A 23,159-nucleotide genomic window follows, 5' to 3' on the forward strand; every position below is an offset into this window, starting at 1 on the left:
GCAATTGCAACGCTGCAGTCGTGGTCCTGTTGCCTCGGAGTCTATCCTCGGCGAGGGCAGATGATCGCCGCAACGCACCGATGTTCATCAATAGCTGTGCCCGCGAACCGCGCATCGATCCGGGATGGCGCACTGTTGCGAAAAACTACTCAAAACACAAGTAACTCTTGCCAAAATCGCAACTCCTGTGGATACTGAGTAAGTGGTCGAGGCGAGCGAAGATGCAGACAGCAGTCAACTGTCCCTGGCCAACCGCGTCCGCGACGCGATCCGGGCCGCCGGGATCAACCACAGCGAAGTCGCCCGCAACATCGGCATCGAACCGAGCAAACTCTCCAAATCACTGGCCGGAACACGGAAGTTCCGTGTCGAGGAAATCTCCTCCATCGCGGCCCTGACAAACGTCACCACGGACTGGCTCACGACCGGACGGTCGGTGGGACCGCCTCGGCGCCGGGTTGTGTCGCACTTTCTTCCCCAACCGACGGACGACCCCGCAGCAGCCGGCATCCGATCGGATCTCCTGGGGGACATCGGATCCCTGCCGGATCCGGCCGATCGCCCAGCGTCGGCCTGGATGTCGAAAGGCACCCGCAACCGACAGAAGATCATCGCCGCTGCGTGGGAGCTCCACGCCGACCGCGGCATCGACAACGTCCGCACCGAAGACGTCGCGAACGCGTGCGGGCTCAGCGCCTCGGCGATCAACTACCACTTCCGAACGAAGACCCAACTGCTTCAGGCCGCCCTGCGGCACTCTCTCGACATCATCGCCGGCGCCCGTGACCTCCACGATCCTGCAGATCCAGTCGCTGCCCTGCGCCACTTCGCCCGCATCCACGCCGGCGTCGACGACAAGGTCCGCCGTGTGTGGTCGATCTGGATCCAGAGCTGGGCTCGTGCTGCCGCCGACGAGCACACCCGCCTCAACCTCACCGCCGTCTACACCGAATGGCTGGACATGATCACCGGGGTCATCCTCGCCGGCCAACGCCTGGGAACGATCCGCATGGGCAACACCGTGCTCATGGTCAAGTCCCTGTCCATCTTCATCGACGGCCTGGGCGTGGCCCGCAGCACCCGCCAGATGGCGGTGACCGACGACGAAGCGCTGCGCATGCTCGAGGACTACCTCGTCGCCCACATCCTCACCCCCGTAGGAACCTGACGTGAGCCCACCCGTTGAGACAGTCCGCCGCGAAGACCCGGAGCCGCAGGAAGAGGAAGAATGAGAACACCGAACCGAAGACAAGCGCTGGGCGCAGGGCTGTCGGTGAGCGCAATCGTAGGCCTCAGCGCCTGCGGTACGGCCACCGGATCCTCGCTCGACGCCGGCAAGCCCGTCAAGGGCGGGACCTTGCGCGCGGGAGTCACGGGAGGCAACGCCGCTGACACCATCGATGCCCACATCCCGGTCAACAGCGGCGACATCGCCCGCACCGTCAACCTCTACAACTGCCTGCTCTCCCGCACCGACGACTACAAGATCCAACCGGAGCTCGCCGAGTCCTTCGAACCCAACGGTGATGCCACCGTGTGGACGGCGACCATCCGCGAAGGCGCGAAGTTCTCCGACGGACGAGACATCACTCCCGATGATGTGGTCTTCAGCTTCGAGAGGATCAACGACCCCGACGATCCGAAGGCGGCAGCGGCAAGCTTCACGATGCTCGACAAGGTCGTGGCCACCGGCAAACGCACCGTCGAATTCCGCCTCTCCGAGCCCAACGGCCTCCTCAACGACTCTGTCTCCGAATACACGACGGGAATCGTGCCAAGCGATTACGACCCGAAGAACCCCGTGTGCTCGGGACCGTTCAAGCTCAAATCCCATGACCCGGGCCAGTCGACGGTGATGGAACGCAACGACTACTACTGGCGCAAGGACGGAGGGTTCCTCGATGAGGCCGCCATCCTCAACTTCAACGACTCCGATGCCCTCATCAACGCCCTGCTCTCCAGCCAGGTCGACGCAATCGCCCAGATCCCGCTGGCCCTGGTCGAGGTCATCGGCGCCGACGAGCGCATGAACATCCTCAACTCGAAGACCGGTATGTGGCTGCCGTTCACAATGCGCGTCGACCGGCCGCCCTTCGACGACGTCAAAGTCCGCCAGGCATTCCGCCTCGTCGTCGACCGCGATCAGATGATCGAACAGGTCCTCTCCGGCTTCGGCACCGTCGGCAACGACATGTTCGGGCCCCTGAGTGAGAACTTCCCCGACTTCCCACAGCGTAAGCAGGACATCCCAAAGGCCAAGAAACTCCTCGCCGAGGCGGGCTACCCCGATGGCCTCGAGGTCGAACTCGTCACCGCCCCCATCCAATCCGGTGTCGTCGAAGCCGCCCAGGTCTTCGCCCAACAAGCCGCCGAGGCAGGCATCCGCGTCAAGATCCGCAAGGTCGACGCGACGACGTTCTTCGGCGACGAGTACCTGCAATGGGACTTCGCCCAGGACTTCTGGTACACCCGCGACTTCCTGCCGCAGTGCGTGTCGTGCTCGATGGACGAGTCCCCGTTCAACGAAACCCACTGGGACGACCCCGGCTTCACGAAGATCGTCGAGAAGGCCCGCGGCATCTCCGACAGTGCCGATCGCAAGAACCTCGAACACGAAGCGCAGAAGCAGCTCTACGACGACGGCGGCTACATCATCTGGGGCTTCGCCAATCAGGTCGACGCCTACCAGAAATACGTCGGAGGCCTCGTACCCAACGCCACCGGCCGCCCGCTGAGCGGCTGGCGTCTCGATCGCGTATGGATCGGAAAGGTCTGACATGTTTGCAAAAGTCATCGGACGCAGGCTGATTCTCTCCGCCTTCATCCTCCTCGCGGTCTCACTCATCGTCTTCGGCGCCACCCTGCTGCTGCCCGGCGACGCCGCCCGTGCGATCCTGGGCCAGCAGGCCACCCCCGAGCGCATCGCAGCCCTGAACGAACAGCTGGGCCTGAACCAACCCGCCTGGCAGCGCTACTTCTCCTGGTTGGGCGGCCTCTTCGTCGGCGACTTCGGTACGTCGACGGCCAGCGGCGGACCAGTGTCCGAGCTGCTGAGCCAGCGGGTCTGGGCCTCCTTCATCCTCATGGCTGCCGCAGCGGTCATCTCCGTTCCCGTGGGCATCGGCCTCGGCGTCTATTCGGCCCTGCACCGAGGCGGCCGCCGGGACCAGGCCCTGACCGGCATCAGCCTGGTGCTGGCCGCCATGCCCGAGTTCGTCATCGGCATCGCGCTCATCGCGATCTTTGCCACCTCGGTCTTCCAGATCCTGCCTGCCGTGACCCTGGCTCCGCCTGGGGACCCCGTGTGGATGCGACCCGAGCAGCTCATCCTGCCGACGCTGACCTTGGTCCTCGTCGTCACTCCCTACATCGTGCGGATGATGCGCGCGACGATGATCGAAGTCCTCGACTCCGGATTCGTCGAGATGGCTCGCCTCAAGGGTGTGCCCGAGACTCGCGTCATCTTCCGCCATGCTGTGCCCCACGCTCTGGGCCCGGTGGCTCAGGTGGTGGCGATCCAGCTGGCCTGGTTGGCCGGCGGCGTGGTCGTCGTCGAGTTCCTCTTCCGCTATCCCGGGCTCGGCCAAGCCCTCATCGACGCGGTGACCTATCGTGACGTGCAGGTCGTTCAGGCGATCTCCATGCTCGTCGCCGCCGTCTACGTCGTGGTGAACCTGGCTGCTGACATCGTCGGCATCCTCACCAATCCGAAACTGAGGAGCGCAGCATGAGCAACAGCCTCGACGACCTCAAGTCCGCAGCCACTGATGCGGGCGAGGTCCCCAAGCAATCGCAGACGACCTACCAGCCTTTCGTCAAGCGCGTGCTCGCGCAGCGACAGGGCAAGATCGGTCTCGTCCTCACGATCATCGTTCTCATCTTGGCGCTCGGCGGACCGCTGCTGCTGCCCTGGGCGACAGGGAACACCGCCACCGAGTTCGTTGCCAAACCCTTCAGCCCCTACGGCCTCTTCGGTACAGACAACCTGGGTCGCGATGTGTTCTCGCGCTTCATCGCCGGTGGACTCACACTCATCGTGTACTCGGTGCTGGCCACAGCGCTGGGGATGATCCTCGGGGCGATCATCGGCATGCTCACTGCCTACGTCGGTGGAATGTTCGACTCCGTGGTCATGCGCCTCAATGACGTCGTCCTCGCCATCCCGCAGCTCGTCTTCGCGCTTCTGGCGATCACCGTGCTGGGCCCGCAGGGCTGGGTGCTTGTCACCGTCATCGGCGTCACCCACGCACCGCGCATCGCCCGCGTCGCCCGATCCGCGACGCTGGGCGTGATCAATGAGGACTACATCCTCGCCGCCGAGATGTACGCGATGCCACGGTGGAAGATGCTTCTGCGTGAACTGCTGCCCAACATCACCGGCCCTTTGAGCGTCGAGGCTGGCCTGCGCCTGACCTACTCGATCGGTGCGATCGCCTCACTGTCATTCCTGGGACTGGGTCTCCAGCCACCGGCCGCTGACTGGGGCCTGATGATCAATGAGAACCGGATCGCGCTGAGCATCCAACCCTGGGGTGTGCTGCTGCCGGTGATCGCCATCGCGCTGCTCACCGTCGGGACCAACCTGCTTGCGGACTCCTTCGCCCGAGCCACCGCATCAACGTCAGTGGAGGCATGATGACCACAGGTAAAGACAAGAAGTGGATCCTCAAAGCGGACGCTGCTGCTGATTCTTCGACGTCGGCTGCTGCTGCGTCGACTGCTGCTGCGTCGGCCGCGGGTACTTCAAGCGCCGGCGCGAGTGCTGGTGTGCCGTCGTCCAATGTGAAATCGACGGTCAGCGGTAGTGGTGCGGTCACCGTCCACCACGATGACGCGAACGAGCCGAACGAGAAGATCGTCCTGCGGGTCACCGACCTGCGGATCGAGACGAACGCCGGCAATGAGATCCTCCACGGCGTGAACTTCGCGCTCAGCCGCGGTGAGATCCTCGGCCTTGTGGGGGAGTCCGGGTCGGGCAAGACCACGGCCGGCCTGGCCTGCATGGGCCATTTCCGTGAGGGTCTGAAGTTCGCCTCAGGATCGGTGAGTCTGTGGCCGCGCGGCGATGACACCGCCGTTGAGGTCGTCGAACTCGACGAGGTGGCCGTGCGCTTCCTGCGCGGGTCCCGGATCGCGTACATCCCCCAAGACCCCGCACTGTCTCTCAACCCTGCTATGCGGGTGGGGGAGCAGGTGCGTGAGGTCCTCGACATCCACAAGTTCGGCACGTCCGATGCTGAGCGTGCGGCGCGAGTCTCGGAGGTGCTCGAAGACGTCGGACTGCCCGGGGACAAGGCCTATCAGAAGCGGTGGCCGCATCAGCTCTCCGGTGGTCAGCAGCAGCGCATCGGCATTGCGATGGCGTTCGCGATGTATCCGGACGTGCTCATCCTCGACGAGCCGACGACGGGCCTCGACGTGTCCACGCAGGCCGTCGTCCTCGACACGATTCGGCAGATGACGGTCGCGAACAATGTGGCCGGCCTCTACATCACCCACGACCTGGCGGTGATCAAGGACATCTCCGACCGGGTGGCGGTGATGCTGCGCGGCGACCTCGTCGAAGAGGGCCCGGTGAAGGCTGTGCTCGAGAACCCTCAGCACGACTACACGAAGATGCTCATGGCGGCGGTGCCCGATCTCGCTGGGCGCAAAACCATCGGTGATGGTGTCGCGCCCTCGGAGACTGAGGAACCCGTCAACGCAGGCATCACGCACATCCTTCAGAGTGGGGATTCGGATTCGGGGGCGGCTTCGGCTTCGGGTGCGGGTGAGACGGGTGGACGCGCTGCCGCCACGGGCGAGCGGAACGCGGGAACCACCTCGGCGGCGGTGCCGTTGCTCCAGGTCACGGATGTGGCCCTGGCGTACGGGAAGGCGCAGATCCTCGACGGGATCAATATGACGCTGGAACCCGGCGACTGCACGTTGCTGCTGGGGGAGTCCGGGTCGGGCAAGACCACGCTGTCGCGGTGTGTGGCCGGACTCAACGATGACTACTCGGGTGCGGTGAAGCTGCGCGGGCAAGAGCTTGCGCGGTCGACGCGGAAGCGGACGAATGAGCAGCGGGTCGGGATCCAGTACGTGTTCCAGTCACCGTTCTCCTCGCTCAACCCGCGGCGATCCATCGGGCAGTCGCTGACCGTGCCGTTGGAGATGAGCGGTGAGGGCACTGCTGCCAGTCGGAAGGCGAAGGTCGAGGAGGCGTTGGACGCGGTGCGTCTGGGGCGCAGCTTCTTCCACCGTCGCCCGGGTGACCTCTCCGGTGGTGAGCGGCAGAGAGCCGCGATCGCGCGTGCGCTGGTCAATGAGCCTTCGGTGCTCGTCTGTGACGAGATCACCTCGGCCCTCGACGTCAGTGTGCAGGCCTCGATCATCGCTTTGCTGCGGACCCTGCGGGCCGAGCACCATCTGGCGATGCTCTTCGTCACGCACAACATTGCGCTTGCGCGGCACATCGCCGACAACCTTGCCGTTCTCAACAAGGGCAAGATCGTCGACTACGGCCCGACCGCCGAGGTTCTGGAGAACCCGAAGCACGAGTACACACGCTCGCTCATCGCCGACGTGCCGAAGTTCTGAGGGTCACGCCTGGCACCATTTTCCACTCCGGGCGCTCTGTTCGGTGGCGTGAGCGTCTGCGTCAGTGGTGGCCGATACGGTGAGTGCATGTCAGGACAAAGTCGCAGTCGCATCGGCGCCGATTCGAGATGTTGCATTCCTCAAGATCCACCATTGATGTGGCAGGACTATGTCGAGGCCACGCATCCGTCCGTCGTCGCGATGGACACATGGTTGTCCACGTTGGTGGTCTTCGAGAGATTGCATCAGGAGGGTGAAACCGAGGATCTCTTTGAAGCGGCTGCGGCTGGGGACCTGTGGGATAGCGGTGATGAGACGACGCCAATCAAACCGATCTACAGCAATCCGGATGTCTACGAGCTCAGACGAAAAGCTTTGAAGAAGGCACTGCGCTTCTACCATACTGAACCGCTGGTGCTCACGACGTCGCTTGTCGCGCTGCACCGGCACATCAAAACGGGCGCGGAAAGCCAGCAGCGCGAGATCGATCATGCCGTCAAGCGATATGAAGACGGTGCGGCCGTCAGCTGGCGAAGAAGTCCCTGACTTAATAACAACCTGCAGGTTGTTAATGTAGAATTGTCGAATGAATGACACACAGGAGAACGATTTGTCGACCCTGAAGCCAGCCTTGGTCAAGGCGCGAGCACAGATACTTGCGCTTGAAGATCGAGAACTCAAAGCTGAACTGATCAGGATCCGCATAGATTCTGGCCTCACTCAGAAGGATCTCGCGGGCATCATGGGTGTCACTCAGCAGGCAATCCACAAGCTGGAGCGATACGACTCTGATCCGAAAGCGTCGACGCTTCGGCGTTATGCAAACGCGCTCGGTGCGCTGTACGAACATCGAGTGCAGAAGGACCAGGGACAATCACTGTGGATGGCGACACGCGCTGGATGGGAGACGGCTAGAAAGACATCAGTGCCGGTGCTTTCGACTCACATCGTCAGTGCTGCCGTCGGCAACACGCGGTGGCACACCATCAAGCAGTCTGATTTCGGTCTGGCAGGCTGATCAATGACCTCCGCAGCTCCTGACGATCTGGCCGAAGTTCGCGCACTGATTGATCGTGTGAGTCTCGAATCAGTGGAATTCCATGAGGTCTCTGCCCGACGATTTGATTCCGAACTTGAAGACGTCAATGGGAATTTTTCCATCGAAGTGCAGATCAGGGAGGGCTCTGAGGGATTTGGTGTTCGACTGAAGTGCACGGCGGAAGTGTCGGCAGGCGAAGCGGTAGTCAGTGTTGCAGGCGAATATTCGTTGGTCGATGGAGCCACTCCCAGCAAACGTGCCGTTCGACAGTTTGTCAATGAAGTCGCCGTGATGACCGTATTGCCCTACCTGCGCGAAGGCATGACGACCATCACTGCGAAAGTTTTCGGAAGTGCACTGTATATCCCGATCATTCCCCGAGGAGAGATCGCAGTCGAACTGGACGACGAAGGCGAAGAATAGTGTAAGTGTGCCGGCTTTCGATCTGCTCACAGGACCCGATAGGGAACTGCAGACAAGCTGAAACAAAGATCGGGCCCGAGGTGGAGTGATCCACCTCGGGCCCGACCATTACTTACTGAGCTCAGCTGTTGGTCGAGTAGACCGTACGTGAGCCTCCCGCGCCGCCTCGGCTGCGGTTGCGCTGACGGCTCTCGGGGCTGGTGCCGCGAGAATCGGAACCCTGACGACTGCTGTTGGTGCGAGAGCCCTCGCCGCGACGGCCGCCCTGGGCGCTGCCCGGTGCGCGGCTGCTGCGCGAGTTCTCGTTGCGACGATTGCCCTGAGCGCTCGCCGGTTTGCGACCACCCTGCGAGCTCTCGCTGCGGCGACCACCCTGAGAACCGGACGAGGAACGGCCATCCTGGGACTTCGCTGCCGAGCGACCGCCCTGCTGACCGGAATGGGCACTCTCGCCACCGCCGCCGCGGCGCCTGCGCGGTGCGCGCTTGCGGCTTGAGGACTGCGTTGGCTGTTCCTTCGTCTCTTTGGGCTGTGGTGCGATGAAGTCAGCGATGTCGCCAACCAGTGCGGCAACCTCGGGGGATTCTGCCGTGACTCGCTGCGGCTTCACCGTGATGGCGGCCTTGCGTAGCAGAGTCAGTGTGTCCTTGCGCTCTTCGGGCACCATGATGGTGACGACTGCGCCGGAGCTGCCAGCACGGGCGGTGCGGCCCGAACGGTGCAGGTAGGCCTTGTGCTCGGTTGGGGGATCGACGTGGACCACGAGTTCGACGGAATCGACGTGGACGCCGCGGGCGGCGACGTCGGTGGCGACGAGAACGCGCACGTCGCCTTCGCTGAACGCTGTGAGGTTGCGATCGCGGGCGCCCTGCGACAGGTTGCCGTGCAGGTCGACGGCCGGAATCCCCTGGGCCGTGAGCTGTCGGGCGAAGCGCTTTGCGCGGTGCTTGGTGCGGGTGAAGAGGATGCGGCGTCCGGTGCCGGAGGCGATTTTGTGGACCAGCTCGTTCTTGTCGCCGTCGGCTACCTCGAAGAGGTGGTGCGTCATGGCGGAGACGTGCGAGGACGGATCGTCAACGGAGTGGAGGACCTCGTTGTGGAGGAAGCGGCGGACCAGCTTGTTCACATCGTTGTCCAACGTGGCGGAGAAGAACATCCGCTGGCCGTTCTCCGGAGTCCGGGCGAGGATGCGAGTGACGCTGGGCAGGAAGCCCATGTCAGCCATGTGGTCGGCTTCGTCGAGAACGGTGATCTCGATGTCGTCGAGGGTGACGAGTCCCTGCTGGAGCAGGTCCTCGAGGCGGCCGGGGCAGGCGACGATGATGTCGACTCCGGCCCGAAGTGCGATCTCCTGGCTGCGCTGCTTCACGCCGCCGAAGATCGTCGTGGTCTTCATCCGGTAGGCCTGAGCCAGCGGATCGATGACATTCGTGATCTGAGTCGCGAGTTCACGCGTCGGTGCCAGGATGAGTCCCCGAGGACGACGGTTCTTCTGCGGGCCACCCGGTGTGGTCTCCGCGAGGCGGGCGACCATGGGAAGCGAGAAGGCGAGGGTCTTGCCGGAGCCGGTCTTTCCGCGGCCCAGCACGTCGCGTCCGCCGAGGGTGTCAGGCAGAGTGTCCTGCTGGATCGGGAAGGCTTCGGTCTTGCCTTCCTTGCGCAGGTAGTCGACCAGCGGAGCGGGAACGCCCAGCTCAGCGAAGGAGACGGGAGCGGCTTCAGCCTTGACCGGTGCGGCCTGTGTCGGCTCAGCGTGCTCGGTATTCGGCTGAGATGGTCGTCTTCTCCGATTGGAGGAGGAACGACTGGAGTTCTGATCGCGGGTGGAGCTGGAGTCGCGAGTGGTGCTGTGTTCGCGAGTGGTGGTGGAGTTCTGTGGGGGAGTGATAAAAGTGCCCTTCGACATGCCGGAGAGCTCAGGATTGCCACCGAGTGGTGACGGGGAGCCGGTTCCGGTCAAGGTGTGGGAACGCCGTATGGCGCTCTCGATCGCCGAGAGGAAACGGCTTCGGAATCATGGGCCGGGAAAAATTCACGGCTGCAGAGACGAGGCGTACTGACGACGCAGGGAACCCGAAGACGGGTTCGCAGGTATGTCCAGCATACATGGCACAGGGGGTTGAACACGATTCCGCTGGTGGGGTGGGGTCGGTTGCATGGGATGTCACGGCGTAGAGGTGGTGGCTCATATGTCTCATGCGACGACCTCGGTATGGCCAGTCTGACCTCGTCGTATAGGCTGTGCGAGGTCCGCGCCCGGGAGGGCGAAGCACAGTCGAATAGTGGAGTCTTTGTAGTGATTATTCTGGGCGTCGCCCTGTTGTCCGGCAGTTTGCTGGTCGGTACGTGGATCGGCACTCTGCTGGGTGACGTACTCGGTGTTGATGCGAACGTCGGGGGTGTGGGCATCGCAATGCTTCTGCTCATCCTGTCGACGAATCTTCTTGCTCGCACAGGCCGGCTCAAGCCGGAGACCTCGTCGGGAATCTCATTCTGGTCGGGCATGTACATTCCGATCGTCGTCGCGATGGCTGCGACGCAGAATGTCGTCGGCGCAGTCACAGCAGGGCCTGTAGCGCTTGTGGCCGGAGTCGCAGCAGTGATCATCAGCTTCGCGCTGGTGCCGGTGCTCAGCCGCGTGAAGACTCCGGGCGTTGACGAGCCGGTCGAAGAATTCGCCGAGGTGAAGTGATGGACGCACTGATCGCCACTGTGAAAGACAACGACCTCGTCGTCGCCTTCGCCCTGGTCGGACTCGTCATGGGAGTCGCCATCCTCATCTCGAAATTCCTCACTCGGGGGAAGTTCCAAGCTTCAGCGATCGCGATCATTCTAGGCCTGGTCCTCGCCTACGTCGGTGGTGTCGCCACGGGCGGCGAAGACGGTCTGGCTGACATCAGTCTGTTCTCCGGCATCGGGCTCATGGGCGGTGGCATGCTCATCAACCTGGCGATCGTAGCCACGGGCTTCGGCGCCAGCTTCGATGAGATGAAGAAGTCGGGTCTGGGTGGAATCATCGCGCTCGTCCTCGGCGTCGTCCTGTCATTCGTCATCGGCGCTGTCATCGCGTGGTTCTTCGGCTATCGCGATCCCATCGATCTGACGACCATCGGCGCAGGTACCGCCACCTACATCGTGGGACCGGTCACCGGTGCGGCACTCGGTGCCGGCAGCGGAGTGATCGCGCTCAGTGTCGGAGCCGGCCTCGTGAAGTCGGTGCTGACCATGGTCGTCACCCCCTTCGTCGCCAAATACATCGGCCTGAACAATCCGCGCTCGGCCATCGTCTTCGGCGGTCTGCTGGGCACAACCAGCGGAGTCACAGCGGGGCTGGCCGCCACGGACAAACGGCTCGTTCCCTACGGTGCGATGACCTCGACGTTCTACACCGGGCTCGGACTGCTCATGGCACCCTCGGTGCTGTTCTTCGCAGTCAAGGCTCTCGTCGGCTGAGAACGCATCGAGTGAGGTGTTCGGCTGCGAATGCTGCAGCCTTGGTCAGCACGTCCGTGGCGTCGTCGAGGATGCGGCCGAAATGCAGGAACGAGTGCAGCACGTGTGGGTACTCCTCGTAGGCGAAGTCATTGTCGGCTCGACGCAGTCGAATCGCCAAGGCGCGAGCGTCATCGCGCAGCGGATCGAGCCCTGCTGCGGCGACGAAGACCGGCGGCAGGCCAGTGAGGTCGGCGCCGAGGTGGTGACAGAAGGGGGATTCGGTGTCGTCGGCTGAGGCGAAGTAATCGGACATGATGCTTCCCAGGTCGTAGGTGCCCATGCCGTCCCAACTGCCGCCAAAGATCCGACGACTGGCCGAATCGCTGAGTCCGTGACCTCCGTAGAACGCCATCAGGGCCCTCAGCGCTGAGAAGGTCTCGGGGTGGGCACCGACGCTGGCAGGGTCATCGCGCAGCAGCAGAGTCGCGCCGATAGTGAGCATGCTCCCGGCCGAGTCTCCGGCAATCGCGAGACGAGAACCATCGATGCCGAAGTCCTGACCGCGACGAACAAGATGGTCGATGACGCCGGCACTCTCGTACAGAGCCTGCGGGAACTTCACCTCAGGGGAGAGCGAATAGTCGACTCCGATGACGGCAGCACCACTGGACTCGGCGATGACGCGCATAATCCGGTCGTGCGTGTCAAGATCGCCGACGGTGAATCCGCCCCCGTGCAGGAACACGATTCCCGGCAGGACCGCCTCGGTGCTGGGGAAGTGGAACCTCACGGGCACCTCGACTCCGGCTGCAGTGATCGTGTCATCGATAGTGCGGACCATCGTCGGCCCGCCCTCGTTCCAATAGGAACGTTCGGCACGGTACTCCGCACGGGACTCGACGAAACGGACCGGCGTTTGAGGGCTCTTGGCAGTCTGGTCGCGATCGGACTCGGGCACGTTGGCAGGCTCAGGTGCTGCTCGGCCGGCCTCTTCCGCGGCTCGACGACAGAACTCTGCGCGGGTTGCCTGAACTGCGAGCACGTCTCTCATCTGGGCGGACATCGCGTTGACGATATCGTGTGGGATCGAATCCAAAAGGGCCGAAGTCAGATGGTCGTAGGTGGTCATTCCGGTAATGATGTACTGCTTTCGTCGACGGGTGCTCGCGATTGGCAGTTTACCGGCGGTGCGAGTGCTCGTCTGTATCGGACCGGTCGGTGGGATCCGATCGTGTTGGCTCATCCGACGAGACTGCTGCACGAGGGACGGAAACCAAGTCGATCAATGCGAGGTCGGCAGTTGGCTCCATCGACGTTCGCACTCCGGGCACAGAGGCAAGGGCACATGGTCCTGATATGAAACCAGGAACACTCCGCACAGAGCTCGGACGCCTGTCCCATTGACAGTGCTTCCTGCAAGGTGGTTCCGATGAGAATAGTGCCTGTGCATACCGGGCTCGGACTCGGCTAACTCTCCACGTTCATTGAGCGCGGCAAGTATTGCAACTCGTTCACCCCATGCTTCGGGAAGAGCGATTGTGCTGAACTGATCGCGATATCGGTCCCATGTTTGGGACGGTGGATGAAGTGATATGAGCGCACGGATGATCGCCTGCCATTCGAGATCGGATGACTTATATCGGCTGTCGGTCGTGAACTCGACGAGAATTTCGTCGGCTTCATAACCGTCTTCCCGCACCTCGGTCATTTCAATCGTGAGCCGGGTGAGTTGGACCGCATGCTTGACCGGGTGTCCTACCTGGATGGCTGTGCTTCCGCCTCGCTCGACACTTTCGAAACCAACCTGAATGTCACGTTGGATGCCAAGTTCCCAATCGGTCAATATTCTTGCGGCCGTCTCTTGTCTAAGAAGGCGGAAGTCAACGTCAGTAGGAAACCAATTGCTGATCCCGTCTGCCGCTGCGGCCCGTTCAATCTGTTGATAGAAGTCATCAGAGTCTTTGTGATCACCTTTTGCTAGTCCCGCTTTGATGAGCCAATGGACATCGGACGACGGGTCTACCCATACGGCACCCCGCCATTGCTGTATCTTGATCTCGAAGAGCGGAACTTTATCGCTGGCTTTAATGAGTCCTTGACTGCTGTCGGTCTCCACCTCGCCGCCAAACGACTCTGCCGCCTTGGCAACGATGGGGTGAGGGAGCTCGCTCAATGGATGCAACTCTTCGAGTCGATCCTCGCCAAGCATCCTCTGCGGCCGAGGTGACGACCATCCTGAATGCAGGTCCGTCTTCAGGAGGCGCAGAGTTGGCCGAGATCGTCTGCTGTGGCTCATGCGCCTATTGTGCCTGTAGGTGTCGACGTTGCAGACATATGAATCACAGGAGATCGGCGATCTCTCCGATGGCTCCGCTTTTCGTCTGCGGCTGGCGCGCAAACGTCTCGGCCAGTTCGCGACGGTCGCGTTGGCGTTGGGCCTCGAACTTGGCGAGGTCGATAATGCGTATGCGACGGTCTCGACCGACTCTATGGAAGATGATTTCGCCACTGTCAAGAAGCTTGTACAGGTGAGTGCGACTCATGCCGAGACGGGTGGCTGCCTGATTGGGTGTCAGATCGGCGGTTTCCGCACTGAGGGAGACCTCGGTCGCACCATCGCGTACACAATCGACAAGGCTGTCGATGAGGTCACGCAATTCTGGCCCGGAAGTGGAATGAACAAACTGGCTGAGCGCTTCGACCTCTGAATGCGGGATCTGAGAGACATCAATAGTCGGCATGGCGGTTCTCCTTAGTGGCATCGAGGTGTCGGTCAAGGCGCGCCTTCAACCAGCAGATGTCACAAATGATTCTACTGACATAGATGTGGAACGGTCAATGCGAGTTCCCTCGACGCGCGACAACTTTAGTACGGCCCAGCTATCATGACGACTATGGCCGAGCACATGCGCAGACACGAGTACGACCATGAGGTCCCGTGGTCGCTGCCGATCGTCGTCCGTCGTTCGAAGACGAACATCGCCCGACACATCGATGTCCTCGAAGCCACCACTCGGGCCGTCGTGACCTTCCTCGACGACCCGCGCACGCGCCCGGAAGGGGAGTGGCACGAGGCCGTCGAGTATTGGCGCGATGGAGCAATCCGCAAGGTCGTCCGCCGAGGCGACGGTCAGAAATTCGATGATGCACGTGCCCTGGGCTGCGTGTCCGTGGCTTTCGGCGGCACCGACGAATACGGCCCCGCCGAGGCGCTCGTGTTCCCTCCCGGACCCGTCGAGCCGCTGCCGAAGGAGCTGAAGAAGCTGCAGGTGGGAGGGACCGAGTTCCCTGACGATGGTGTGAGTTCCGTGCCGGACGCCGAGGCGGTCGTGACCATCGAGCTCTCACCGTTGGTGGAGCTCACGACAGGGAAAGCCGCAGCCCAGTGCGGTCACGGCGCACAGCTGGCTTTTGAGCAGATGTCCGCCGAGGTTCGCGACCGGTGGCGAGAATCGCAATTCAGCCTCCGCGTGGTGACACCGACGAAGGCGTCATGGGCCGCGAATGATCGGCCCGTCAGCGTTATCGATGCCGGCTTCACCGAGGTCGACGGCCCGACAGAGACCGTGCGCGCGTGGTGGTGACGAAGGACAGGCTCAGTCGTTCGTGGTGACGACCTCGTCGTTCTCATCGTCGTAGAGAGGCCGGGTCTTCGTGCCGTTGCCGAACTCGTCGAGAACGATCTTGTGCTTGACCATCTCACCGGCCTCTTCGTCCCAGACCTCGATGATGTCGCCGGGATGGGTTGAGGGCTGATAGAAATCTTCGTTGACTCCACTCATTGGACTCACCTCCTGTAGTGCCTATGACGGTACGCCTGTGTGATGCCAGTCTCAAGGGTCTGGAGTCGAGTCCAGGCCACGTCAGGCGCCGTCGAGACAGGCAGCGGCTACTATTGTGCGAGGCCGCAGGCAGGTGGTCGACGTGACGAAAGGGTCGTGGTGGCAGGGTGACATTCAAAGGCCACATTGTGAGCTTGCTCTTCCCCGGCGGCATCCTCATCGTCGCAGGCGGAGCACTGATGGACGTCATGCCCGGCTTCGGGCTGGGCATTGGAGTGCTCGGATTCCTCCTTCTCGTCGCGTGGCCGATCTTCGCGATCGCCGTCAATATCCGACACGGGCAGCGACTCAAACGCTTGCAGAAGCAGCGAGACTTCGAACCTGTGAGCATCACCGAGGCCACGCCACCCCTCCACGATGACCCTGACCAGGAACTCTTCAAGCTTCTCGCCGGCTGTGGAGCCCTGATCCTCCTCAGCATGTATGTGGTCTTCCTCGTCGTCGGTCGGAGTGCTCTCATGCTGAGGATCGCCAGCGGTGGGCTGGCGTTGTTCGGCCTGGCACTCACCGTCGGCGTTGGTTCGGAGCTGGCGGATGCCGGCGGGGTCACGAGCACCAGCGACATCGTCGTCGGGATCGCCAGTGTGGTCATGGTCGTCGTCGGCGTGTGGCTGCTATTCACGGGACGCAATACGTTCAAACGCGTGGGCAGGCCGTAACCGACTGCCCGCTGCTGTTGCCCAGGAGATGAAAAGAACGGCCCGCTCGAAAGCAGGCCGTTCTCTCATATCTGTCGATGTCACACGGTGGCGCGTGCTTCGCGCTCCTGGTCGAGCCAGTAGCAGAGCTCAGGTTTTCTTGCGGCGAGACCGTTCGGTGCCCACAGCACGTACTGCGTGTCTCCGTCTTCCGTTGCCTGCGTGGCCACGCCGAGGCCAGCGGCCGCCTGACGATCGGCCTCTGGCTTGGTGATGACCAATTCGATGAACACATTCGAGTTCTGCTTCACCGGGCGGATGTCGAGGATCTGGGGCCAGGGAACGACTCCGGCCTTGGCTGTCTTCATGGTGATGCCGTCGGGGGAGACCGTCAGCGCGGGCCTGGGGGTGAAGAGCCTGCGGACCATGACGATGAGGCCGAGGAGGAAGAAGACGACCGCGATCCAGCCGAGGATCATCCACAGGATGCTGCCGCTGAAGGCCATGCCGAGGCCGATGAGCACGAAGATCAGACAGACGATGATGAGTCCGATGGTCTTACCGCGGGAGAAGGTGAACGGAACGGATTCGCCGCGTGTAAGAGTCGCCGCCCAAGCGTCGATGTCTTTCTTCGGTGTGACCATTGGGTCAGGTCTCCTGTGTCTCGTAGGTCGCCGGTAGGGCAGAACGGTTCACTGTATCAAAGCGTCTCCAAGACCCTCCCAACTGGTGCCGACCTCTGTAGGCTTGAGTCCATCATGAGCGAGCATGCGAAATTCCGGCCCGATGACAGTCGCAGCGCAGACACTGGCGTCAGTGCCGTCGAAGAAGGTGCCGTCCGGGACAGCCAGATCGACAGCCGTCGCATCCGCGATTTCGCTGAGGCGGGTCCACCGGACGAGGACGAGTTCCGTGTCGATATCGAACGGATCCGCTTCTCTCCGTTCTTCTCTCGTCTGGCCTCGGTCACGCAGGTCATCCCACAGGCGGGTTCGGGTACGGTCATCCACAACCGGCTCACGCACTCGCTCAAGGTCTCAGCGGTCGCCCGCTCGATTGCCATCAGCCTGAACAATTCGGACGAAGGCACACGCGGTCGCATCGACGACCTCGGCGGGTGTGATCCGGTTGTGGTCCAAGCTGCCGCGGCAGCCCACGATCTCGGGCACCCGCCGTTCGGCCACCTCGGCGAGAAGGAACTCGATCGTGTGGCCAGGACGGTGCTGCGCCTCGACGACGGATTCGAGGGGAACGCGCAGACGTTCCGCATCCTCACGGCACTCGACAGCTGCGATGCCACGGCGCGCGGTCTCAACCTGACGCGGGCGGTCAGGGCTGCGGTGCTGAAGTATCCGTGGGCGCGCAGCGATTGGGCCTCGCAGCATCGACTGGACGCCGCAGAGATGCCGCGGGGGATCGGTGATGAGCTGGCTGATGGGGCGATGAAGTTCTCCGCGTATACGACGGAAGTCGACGAGATGTACGACGCGCTCTCCGCGTATCCGGCGATCGGTCGCAATCAGCAGACGCTCGAGTGCGCGGTCATGGATGTCGCCGATGACATTGCCTACGCTGTGCACGATCTTGACGACTTCTACCGGTCGAACGTTCTGCAGTACACGAGTGTTTCGGCGGAGATGGGCCGGTGGCTCTTGCAGTGTCGGGAGTTGGCGGCGCTGCATGACACGGAGCTCGATCGGCGACGGCCCGGTCACGCCCTCGAGGCGATGTGGCGCCATGCCCAGGAGAAGGATCCGTGGATCGCGAACGAGGATGCGTTTCGGGAGTCGGTGGACCGGGTGAATCGGGACCTCGTCGAAGGTCTGCTGGCCGTGCCTTATGACGGGGGACTGGAAGCGGACCGGGCGGTCACGGCGTTCACCAGGCGGTGGCTCGACCGGCTTCAGGCCTCGATCGTCGTCGACCCCGACCCTCACGTGCGCAGCGGGCATGTGCGCATGAGAGATGACGCGTGGCACGACGTGATGGTGCTCAAGTTCGTTCACTCGCATTTCGTCCTCGAGCGCTCTGACCTGGCCGTCTATCAGCGCGGGCAGACGCGGATCATCGCCTCGCTGGTGGAGGGCTTCCACGAGTGGCTGCTGGATCCCGATGAGGCGACCCGAATCCCGCGACGTCTGTTGGATTCCGTCGAGGCTACCACCCAGGAGTACCAGGACCTGTTTGACAGGGATCCCGAGGCACTGCGCGATCAGGGGCCCGACGCCATCATGCGGCTGGGGCGGGCTCGGGCAGTCGTCGACTATATTGCGTCGTTCACCGATGCTCAGGCCATGTCGGTCAATGCGCTGATCACCGGCTCCGCCGAAGAACCCTGGGAGGCCGGGCGCGGGCTGTGAGCGCGGCTCCGCTTGTGGGGCTGAGGCTGTGGGGTGACACCAACGCCCGGTGCGGCTCGGGTTTCGCGCAGATGCCTCTGTTTACGGACGAGACGTCTGTCTGCAAACAGGTGTCTCGTCCGTAAACAGAGTCGAACCTGCCTGTAAACCGAGCCTCGGCAGGTAAGCACCGAGGCGCGGTAGCGGCGAGTCGCGAGGACCACCGCTGCGCCACCTGCGATGAGCAGTGCTGCGAAGCCGGCCATGGTCAGAGCGCCGTCGGCACCTGTCCGCGGAAGGTGGCTCAGCTGACGCGAGGGTAGCTCACTCGGAGAGCCAGGCGAAGCGGGAGCGGATGTCGTGCTCGCCGAACTCCGGGCGCGCCTTCGTCTCCTGGTTGACGAGTATCGTCGCGGTATTGAGGATGTGGCGATGCATAGCCGCTGCGGCACCAGCAGAGTCGCGAGCCATGATCGCTTCGAAGAGGTCGACGTGATCGTCGAAGCACTCCTGGCACGACCTTGAACTTGGGACCGTTCCCACCCCGGACTGCAGGACGATGTTGCGCTGTTCCCGCAGCACCTCCGAAGCGCGAAGGTTTCCCGCCATCTCGAGCACAGCGGTATGGAAGTCGCGGTCGGCACGAAGAGTCGCCTCGGCGGCATTGGATTCCGCAGCCCTGCGGAAGTCGTCGAACCGGGCGCGAAGCGTCTCACGTGCACCGTCGTCCGAGCTCAGCGCCGCCTTGCGGGCGAGGGGAACCTCGACGATGAGACGCAGCTCGAATCCTTCGATGAGTGACTCGAGATCGGTCTCAACGACGCGAATCCCATGATTGGGCTCAATCGCGACAAGCCCGAGCCGTGCGAGTTCGGCCGTGGCCTCCCGGATCGGAGTCCGCGACACTCCCAGCCACGTACCCAGACTCGACGCCGAATGCAAACTGCCAGCCGGCAGCTCACCGGACACAATGGCCTGGCGCAGGCGCTCGGTGGCCTGCTGAGTCAGCGTTGGCCCGCGATTGACGATCGGCATATCGAAGATTCTGCCACGATAGTGCGACTTTCGGCTGATTGGCGGAATCTCATTGCATGTTGCATGCAAGCAAAATAGGATCATCACATCCGCAGCAGACGACAAGGGAGTTGAGCATGGGTGCGAAGAAGCGGTTCGCCGTCATCGGAGCAGGCATCATCGGGGCAGCCGTGGCCCGGGAGCTCGTCGCCCGCCACGACGACGCCGTTGTCACCCTCTTCGAGAAGGAACCCCGACCCGCCTCCCACCAGACTGGACACAACTCCGGCGTCGTCCATGCCGGCCTCTACTACGAACCCGGCAGTCTGAAGGCCCAACTCTGTCGCCGTGGCGTCTCCCTCCTCCTCGACTTCGCCCGCGAGCATGAGGTCGCCTTCGACGAATGCGGCAAGGTCGTCATCGCCACCAACGACGTCGAAGCCGAGCGTCTGCAGAACATCCACGCCCGCAGCCTCGCCAACGGCGTCCCCGATGTCGCGCTCCTCGACCGCGCCGGCCTCGAAGCCGTCGAACCCAACGCAGTGGGCGTGGCCGCCCTCCACTCGCCCCACACCGCGATCATCGACTACCCCGGACTCACCGACGCCCTCGTCGTCGACTTCCGCCGAGGCGGGGGCCGCGTCCGGTTCTCCACCGCAGTCAGGCGCATCATCCCGCGAACCACACCTGAGGGGACCACTGCCCTCGTGCAGTCAGAGTTCGACACTCAGGAATACGACCACGTCATCACCTGCGCCGGACTCGAAGCCGACCGCTTGGCAGCGCGCTCCGGCGAGGACAAGAACCCCTCCGTGGTGCCGTTCTTCGGCCAGTACTTCATCCTCGAACCGCGCCTGAATGATGTGGTCAACGGCCTCATCTATCCGGTGGCCGATCCGAAGTATCCGTTCCTTGGCGTGCACGTGACCCGACGCATCGACGGCGGGGTGATGATCGGGCCCAACGCCTTCCTATCCTTCTCGCGCGATGGTTACACGGGCCTCGGCTTCGACCTGGCCGATTCCCTGACCATTGCCCGCGACCTGGGATTCTGGAAATTCGCGGCCGGCAACATGGCCACAGCAGTCCGCGAGATCGGGGGAGTGCTCTCAACCAAACGCTTCGTCGACGAAGCCGCCCGCTACGTCCCCGCCCTTGCCGGCGCTGACGGACACCGTGCCACCCGCGGAATCCGGGCCCAGGCGATGAACCGGAACGGAACCTTGGTCGATGACTTCGTCATCGATCGGGCGGGAGCCACCCTGTTCGTCAGGAATGCGCCCTCCCCAGGAGCCACCTCGGCGCTGGCAATCGCGGAATACCTCATCGATCAGATCGACGAAGCATAAGGCCTTTCAGTCTTTGTCGCCCTCGGCGATGTAGACGCGTGAGCGAAGCCGCTGGAGATGGGTGAGATTCTTGACGTCGGCCTCGGCGTCGAAGCTCGACCCCAGAGCGCCCGCCACGACACCCATGGCAGCGCTGAGCCACGCGATGTCCAGATAGTTCGTGAACCTCGCGTGGGACAGGTGGACGGTCTCCGCCATGAAATCAGGGTCGATGATGACCAGGCTGCCCACGAGGATTCCGACCACCAGGCACACGTAGAGCGCAGCCACGCAGATGAGAAGTGTGAGCACCGTGGACAGGTTGTAGTAGAAGACGACCGTTGTGCGGCGTTCGTTCACCGGCTTGTCCCACAGCCTGTTGATGCTGATGAGCCAGAAGACCATGAGCACGATGGCAACCAGCCCGATCGAAATCAGACGTGCAGTCGACAGATGATGCGACATCTGCCAGATCGAACTGTAGAAGATGCCGAAAGCGCCGGTGGCAGAGGCCGCAGCCATCGCGCGCGAGAGCTTCGGCGCCATCCGCAGAGGCTCATTGGCCAAAGTCATGCCGGAGACGAGCCGGGGGCCGCCCGTGAAAGTGTGCGCGTGCAGGGTCCGACGTCCGGTACCGCCGCTGCTCGTCCACTGCCCCCACCTCGGCAGACGGTGCTTCTGGGCGAATTGGCCGTCCGGCAGCAGTTGGTTGATGCAGCTCATGAAGATCTTCAGCATCCGGCCCCTGGATGTCAGCGCACCCAGGGTGGGGCAAGAGACTACCGCGACATGTCTGGCGGGAAGCACCTCGGCGACGAGGGGTTTGCCCTGTGTGTGCCGTGCGATGTCCGTGAGCATAATGACGAGATCGGCGGCAGGGTAGCCGGCGACGATCGCATCGAGCGTCGACATCTCCAGCTGATGGTCCGGCTGCACACGGAGGGTCTCGGTGCACGAATCCACCTGGGCTGAGGCGTCGAAGTCCTGTCTCAACAGCTCCTCGAACTCGTCCCTGATCGACGCGACCCGACGGCTCGGGGGACCCGGATCGGAGATCAGCAGCACATGCATGTGGCCCGACCTGCCTCGTCTGCCTCGTCGATTGCCTCTGTCGGCTCAGCGGTGGTCATGGTCTTCCTCCCGTGCCGCGGTGGTGTGCCGTGCTGCGGCTGTGTGCGGTGACGACAGACCCCACTGTTGCAGTGCAGGACTTCTGTGGCCAGGGGGCGGCCGAATTTCGACCGATTTCACACGGCACGTTCACTCCCGTCGGAGGTGTGATCGACACCAGGTCATTCGAGTCGAACCACACATCGTTGACCACGTATCCTGGGATGAATACTGAAGCAGTCAGTCCCCGCACGAACTGACCGAGCGCCCGCGATGCGACGCATTCGACGGCGAACGGCTAGCGGCCAACGGCCAACGGCCAACGGCTAGTGGCGAACGGCTAGCGGCCAACGGCGAACGGCGACGCGGGACGAATATGAAGGAGAGATCGGCGCATGGCAGTTCTGGTGACCGGGGGAGCAGGCTACATCGGATCGCACGTGGTGCGGCTCCTGACCGAACGCGGCGACGACGTGCTCGTCGTCGATGACCTGTCCACCGGAATCGAGGCGCGAGTGTCGGGACTTCTGACCGTCAATCTCGACCTTTCCGCGCCCGATGCCGAGGACCGCCTCGTCGCCGCCATCGAAGAGCACTCAGTCGACTCGATCATTCACTTCGCCGCGAAGAAGCAGGTGGGCGAGTCCGTCGAAGAGCCCATCATGTACTACCGCCAGAACATCGGCGGACTCACGAATGTCCTTGCCGCCGTCGAGCGCACCGGCATAGAGTCACTCGTCTTCTCCTCCTCGGCTGCGACCTATGGCATGCCCGACGTCGACATGGTGGGCGAGGGCCTCGACTGCCGTCCGATCAATCCCTACGGCCAGACCAAACTCATCGGCGAATGGATGATCGACAATGCGATCACCTCGGCGGGGATGCGCGGTTCGACGTTCAACGCGGTGAAGCTGCGGTACTTCAACGTCGCCGGAGCCGGCTGGCCCGAGCTTGCCGACACCGCCGTCATGAACCTCATCCCGATCGTCCTCGGCCGTCTGGCCGCAGGCAAGGCCCCGATCATCTTCGGCGACGACTACGACACTGCCGACGGCACATGCATCCGCGACTACGTCCACGTCAAGGACCTGGCCGAGGCGCACATCGCCGCGCTCGACTACATGAAGTCCGGGGATACCTCGGAGACAGTCTTCAACGTGGGGACGGGGACCGGAGCCTCGGTCAAGGAAGTCATCGATGCCATCGCCGAGGCGACCGGTCGTAACATCGTGCCCGAAATGGGCGAGCGTCGTGCAGGAGATCCTCCCGCACTCGTCGCCGATATCTCCCGGATCTCAGCGCTGCTGAGCTGGAAGGCAGAGTTCGGCCTCGACGAGATCGTGCGCAGCGCGGTCGAAGCTGCCGGGATGCTGCCGGAGGAGTAGCCCCCGATTGCGGTGTTGCGATGT

Annotated in this window: 23 protein-coding genes; 15 read left to right on the plus strand and 8 right to left on the minus strand. The window is 63.0% G+C overall.

What is annotated here, in order from left to right; genetic code table 11:
- Positions 1–202: 202 nt before the first annotated feature.
- From MPN20_RS02910 to MPN20_RS02945, 8 genes are all read left to right on the plus strand, one after another.
- The gene (locus tag MPN20_RS02910; protein ID WP_242779301.1) at positions 203–1,168 is read left to right on the plus strand and encodes a TetR family transcriptional regulator; all 966 of its coding nucleotides are present in this window, start codon (positions 203–205) and stop codon (positions 1,166–1,168) included.
- A gap of 60 nt (positions 1,169–1,228) precedes the next feature.
- Entirely contained in the window at positions 1,229–2,776 is a 1,548-nt protein-coding gene (locus MPN20_RS02915; protein WP_096147131.1) for an ABC transporter substrate-binding protein, read from the plus strand.
- Position 2,777: 1 nt separating this feature from the next.
- Entirely contained in the window at positions 2,778–3,731 is a 954-nt protein-coding gene (locus MPN20_RS02920; RefSeq protein WP_125178321.1) for an ABC transporter permease, read from the plus strand.
- Complete coding sequence (locus MPN20_RS02925) at positions 3,728–4,636, plus strand: ABC transporter permease (protein WP_083248814.1); 909 nt, start codon at positions 3,728–3,730, stop codon at positions 4,634–4,636. Before MPN20_RS02920 ends, MPN20_RS02925 begins: the two co-directional genes overlap by 4 nt.
- The gene (locus MPN20_RS02930; protein WP_242779304.1) at positions 4,636–6,582 is read left to right on the plus strand and encodes an ABC transporter ATP-binding protein; all 1,947 of its coding nucleotides are present in this window, start codon (positions 4,636–4,638) and stop codon (positions 6,580–6,582) included. Before MPN20_RS02925 ends, MPN20_RS02930 begins: the two co-directional genes overlap by 1 nt.
- Positions 6,583–6,738: 156 nt before the next feature.
- A complete protein-coding gene (locus tag MPN20_RS02935; protein WP_242779363.1) occupies positions 6,739–7,128 on the plus strand; it encodes a hypothetical protein in 390 nt (129 codons plus the stop codon).
- A gap of 40 nt (positions 7,129–7,168) precedes the next feature.
- Positions 7,169–7,600: a helix-turn-helix transcriptional regulator gene (locus tag MPN20_RS02940; protein ID WP_242779307.1), complete on the plus strand. Its 432-nt coding sequence runs from the start codon at positions 7,169–7,171 to the stop codon at positions 7,598–7,600.
- A gap of 3 nt (positions 7,601–7,603) precedes the next feature.
- A complete protein-coding gene (locus MPN20_RS02945) occupies positions 7,604–8,044 on the plus strand; it encodes a hypothetical protein (protein WP_069600754.1) in 441 nt (146 codons plus the stop codon).
- Between the two features lie 121 nt (positions 8,045–8,165).
- Here the strand turns inward: MPN20_RS02945 and MPN20_RS02950 are convergent, their stop codons facing one another.
- Positions 8,166–9,950, minus strand: a complete 1,785-nt coding sequence (locus MPN20_RS02950; protein WP_242779310.1) for a DEAD/DEAH box helicase — start codon at positions 9,948–9,950, stop codon at positions 8,166–8,168.
- Positions 9,951–10,340: 390 nt separating this feature from the next.
- On the opposite strand from MPN20_RS02950, the gene madL reads away from it, so the two are divergent.
- The gene (gene madL, locus MPN20_RS02955; RefSeq protein WP_069600752.1) at positions 10,341–10,736 is read left to right on the plus strand and encodes a malonate transporter subunit MadL; all 396 of its coding nucleotides are present in this window, start codon (positions 10,341–10,343) and stop codon (positions 10,734–10,736) included.
- Entirely contained in the window at positions 10,736–11,497 is a 762-nt protein-coding gene (gene madM / locus MPN20_RS02960) for a malonate transporter subunit MadM (RefSeq protein WP_242779313.1), read from the plus strand. Before madL ends, madM begins: the two co-directional genes overlap by 1 nt.
- Here the strand turns inward: madM and MPN20_RS02965 are convergent.
- From MPN20_RS02965 to MPN20_RS02975, 3 genes are all read right to left on the minus strand, one after another.
- Positions 11,478–12,608 carry an alpha/beta hydrolase fold domain-containing protein gene (locus tag MPN20_RS02965; RefSeq protein WP_242779316.1) on the minus strand — a complete coding sequence of 377 codons (1,131 nt, stop codon included), beginning with the start codon at positions 12,606–12,608 and terminating at the stop codon, positions 11,478–11,480. The genes madM and MPN20_RS02965 overlap by 20 nt on opposite strands.
- Before the next feature lie 153 nt (positions 12,609–12,761).
- Entirely contained in the window at positions 12,762–13,652 is an 891-nt protein-coding gene (locus MPN20_RS02970) for a DUF3039 domain-containing protein (RefSeq protein WP_242779319.1), read from the minus strand.
- A 166-nt stretch (positions 13,653–13,818) separates the two neighbouring features.
- Positions 13,819–14,220, minus strand: a complete 402-nt coding sequence (locus MPN20_RS02975; RefSeq protein ID WP_242779322.1) for a helix-turn-helix domain-containing protein — start codon at positions 14,218–14,220, stop codon at positions 13,819–13,821.
- A 153-nt stretch (positions 14,221–14,373) separates the two neighbouring features.
- On the opposite strand from MPN20_RS02975, the gene MPN20_RS02980 reads away from it, so the two are divergent.
- Positions 14,374–15,063: a peptidyl-tRNA hydrolase gene (locus MPN20_RS02980; protein WP_242779325.1), complete on the plus strand. Its 690-nt coding sequence runs from the start codon at positions 14,374–14,376 to the stop codon at positions 15,061–15,063.
- A gap of 12 nt (positions 15,064–15,075) precedes the next feature.
- Here the strand turns inward: MPN20_RS02980 and MPN20_RS02985 are convergent, their stop codons facing one another.
- Positions 15,076–15,261, minus strand: a complete 186-nt coding sequence (locus tag MPN20_RS02985) for a hypothetical protein (protein ID WP_069600747.1) — start codon at positions 15,259–15,261, stop codon at positions 15,076–15,078.
- Positions 15,262–15,449: 188 nt separating this feature from the next.
- Here MPN20_RS02985 and MPN20_RS02990 point away from each other — a divergent pair, with 188 nt between their 5' ends.
- Positions 15,450–15,980 carry a hypothetical protein gene (locus MPN20_RS02990; protein WP_242779328.1) on the plus strand — a complete coding sequence of 177 codons (531 nt, stop codon included), beginning with the start codon at positions 15,450–15,452 and terminating at the stop codon, positions 15,978–15,980.
- A gap of 80 nt (positions 15,981–16,060) precedes the next feature.
- Here MPN20_RS02990 and MPN20_RS02995 read toward each other — a convergent pair whose 3' ends face one another.
- On the minus strand, positions 16,061–16,603 hold the full coding sequence (locus MPN20_RS02995; RefSeq protein ID WP_069600743.1) for an STM3941 family protein: 543 nt from the start codon (positions 16,601–16,603) through the stop codon (positions 16,061–16,063).
- A gap of 114 nt (positions 16,604–16,717) precedes the next feature.
- Here MPN20_RS02995 and dgt point away from each other — a divergent pair, with 114 nt between their 5' ends.
- A complete protein-coding gene (gene dgt, locus MPN20_RS03000; RefSeq protein ID WP_242779331.1) occupies positions 16,718–18,319 on the plus strand; it encodes a dGTP triphosphohydrolase in 1,602 nt (533 codons plus the stop codon).
- 303 nt (positions 18,320–18,622) lie between these two features.
- On the opposite strand, the gene MPN20_RS03005 is transcribed toward dgt, so the two are convergent.
- A complete protein-coding gene (locus MPN20_RS03005) occupies positions 18,623–19,333 on the minus strand; it encodes a GntR family transcriptional regulator (RefSeq protein WP_242779333.1) in 711 nt (236 codons plus the stop codon).
- Positions 19,334–19,449: 116 nt separating this feature from the next.
- On the opposite strand from MPN20_RS03005, the gene lhgO reads away from it, so the two are divergent.
- Positions 19,450–20,661, plus strand: coding sequence for an L-2-hydroxyglutarate oxidase (lhgO, locus tag MPN20_RS03010; RefSeq protein ID WP_242779336.1), 1,212 nt, complete (start codon positions 19,450–19,452; stop codon positions 20,659–20,661).
- A gap of 6 nt (positions 20,662–20,667) precedes the next feature.
- Here the strand turns inward: lhgO and MPN20_RS03015 are convergent, their stop codons facing one another.
- Complete coding sequence (locus tag MPN20_RS03015; RefSeq protein ID WP_242779339.1) at positions 20,668–21,711, minus strand: hypothetical protein; 1,044 nt, start codon at positions 21,709–21,711, stop codon at positions 20,668–20,670.
- Positions 21,712–22,145: 434 nt separating this feature from the next.
- Here MPN20_RS03015 and galE point away from each other — a divergent pair, with 434 nt between their 5' ends.
- Positions 22,146–23,135 (plus strand): UDP-glucose 4-epimerase GalE, encoded by a 990-nt coding sequence (gene galE, locus MPN20_RS03020; protein ID WP_242779342.1) that lies wholly within the window; start codon positions 22,146–22,148, stop codon positions 23,133–23,135.
- The last annotated feature ends 24 nt before the right edge of the window (positions 23,136–23,159 follow it).

It is taken from the genome of Brevibacterium sp. ZH18, assembly GCF_022748595.1.
Classification (GTDB): Bacteria; Actinomycetota; Actinomycetes; order Actinomycetales; family Brevibacteriaceae; genus Brevibacterium.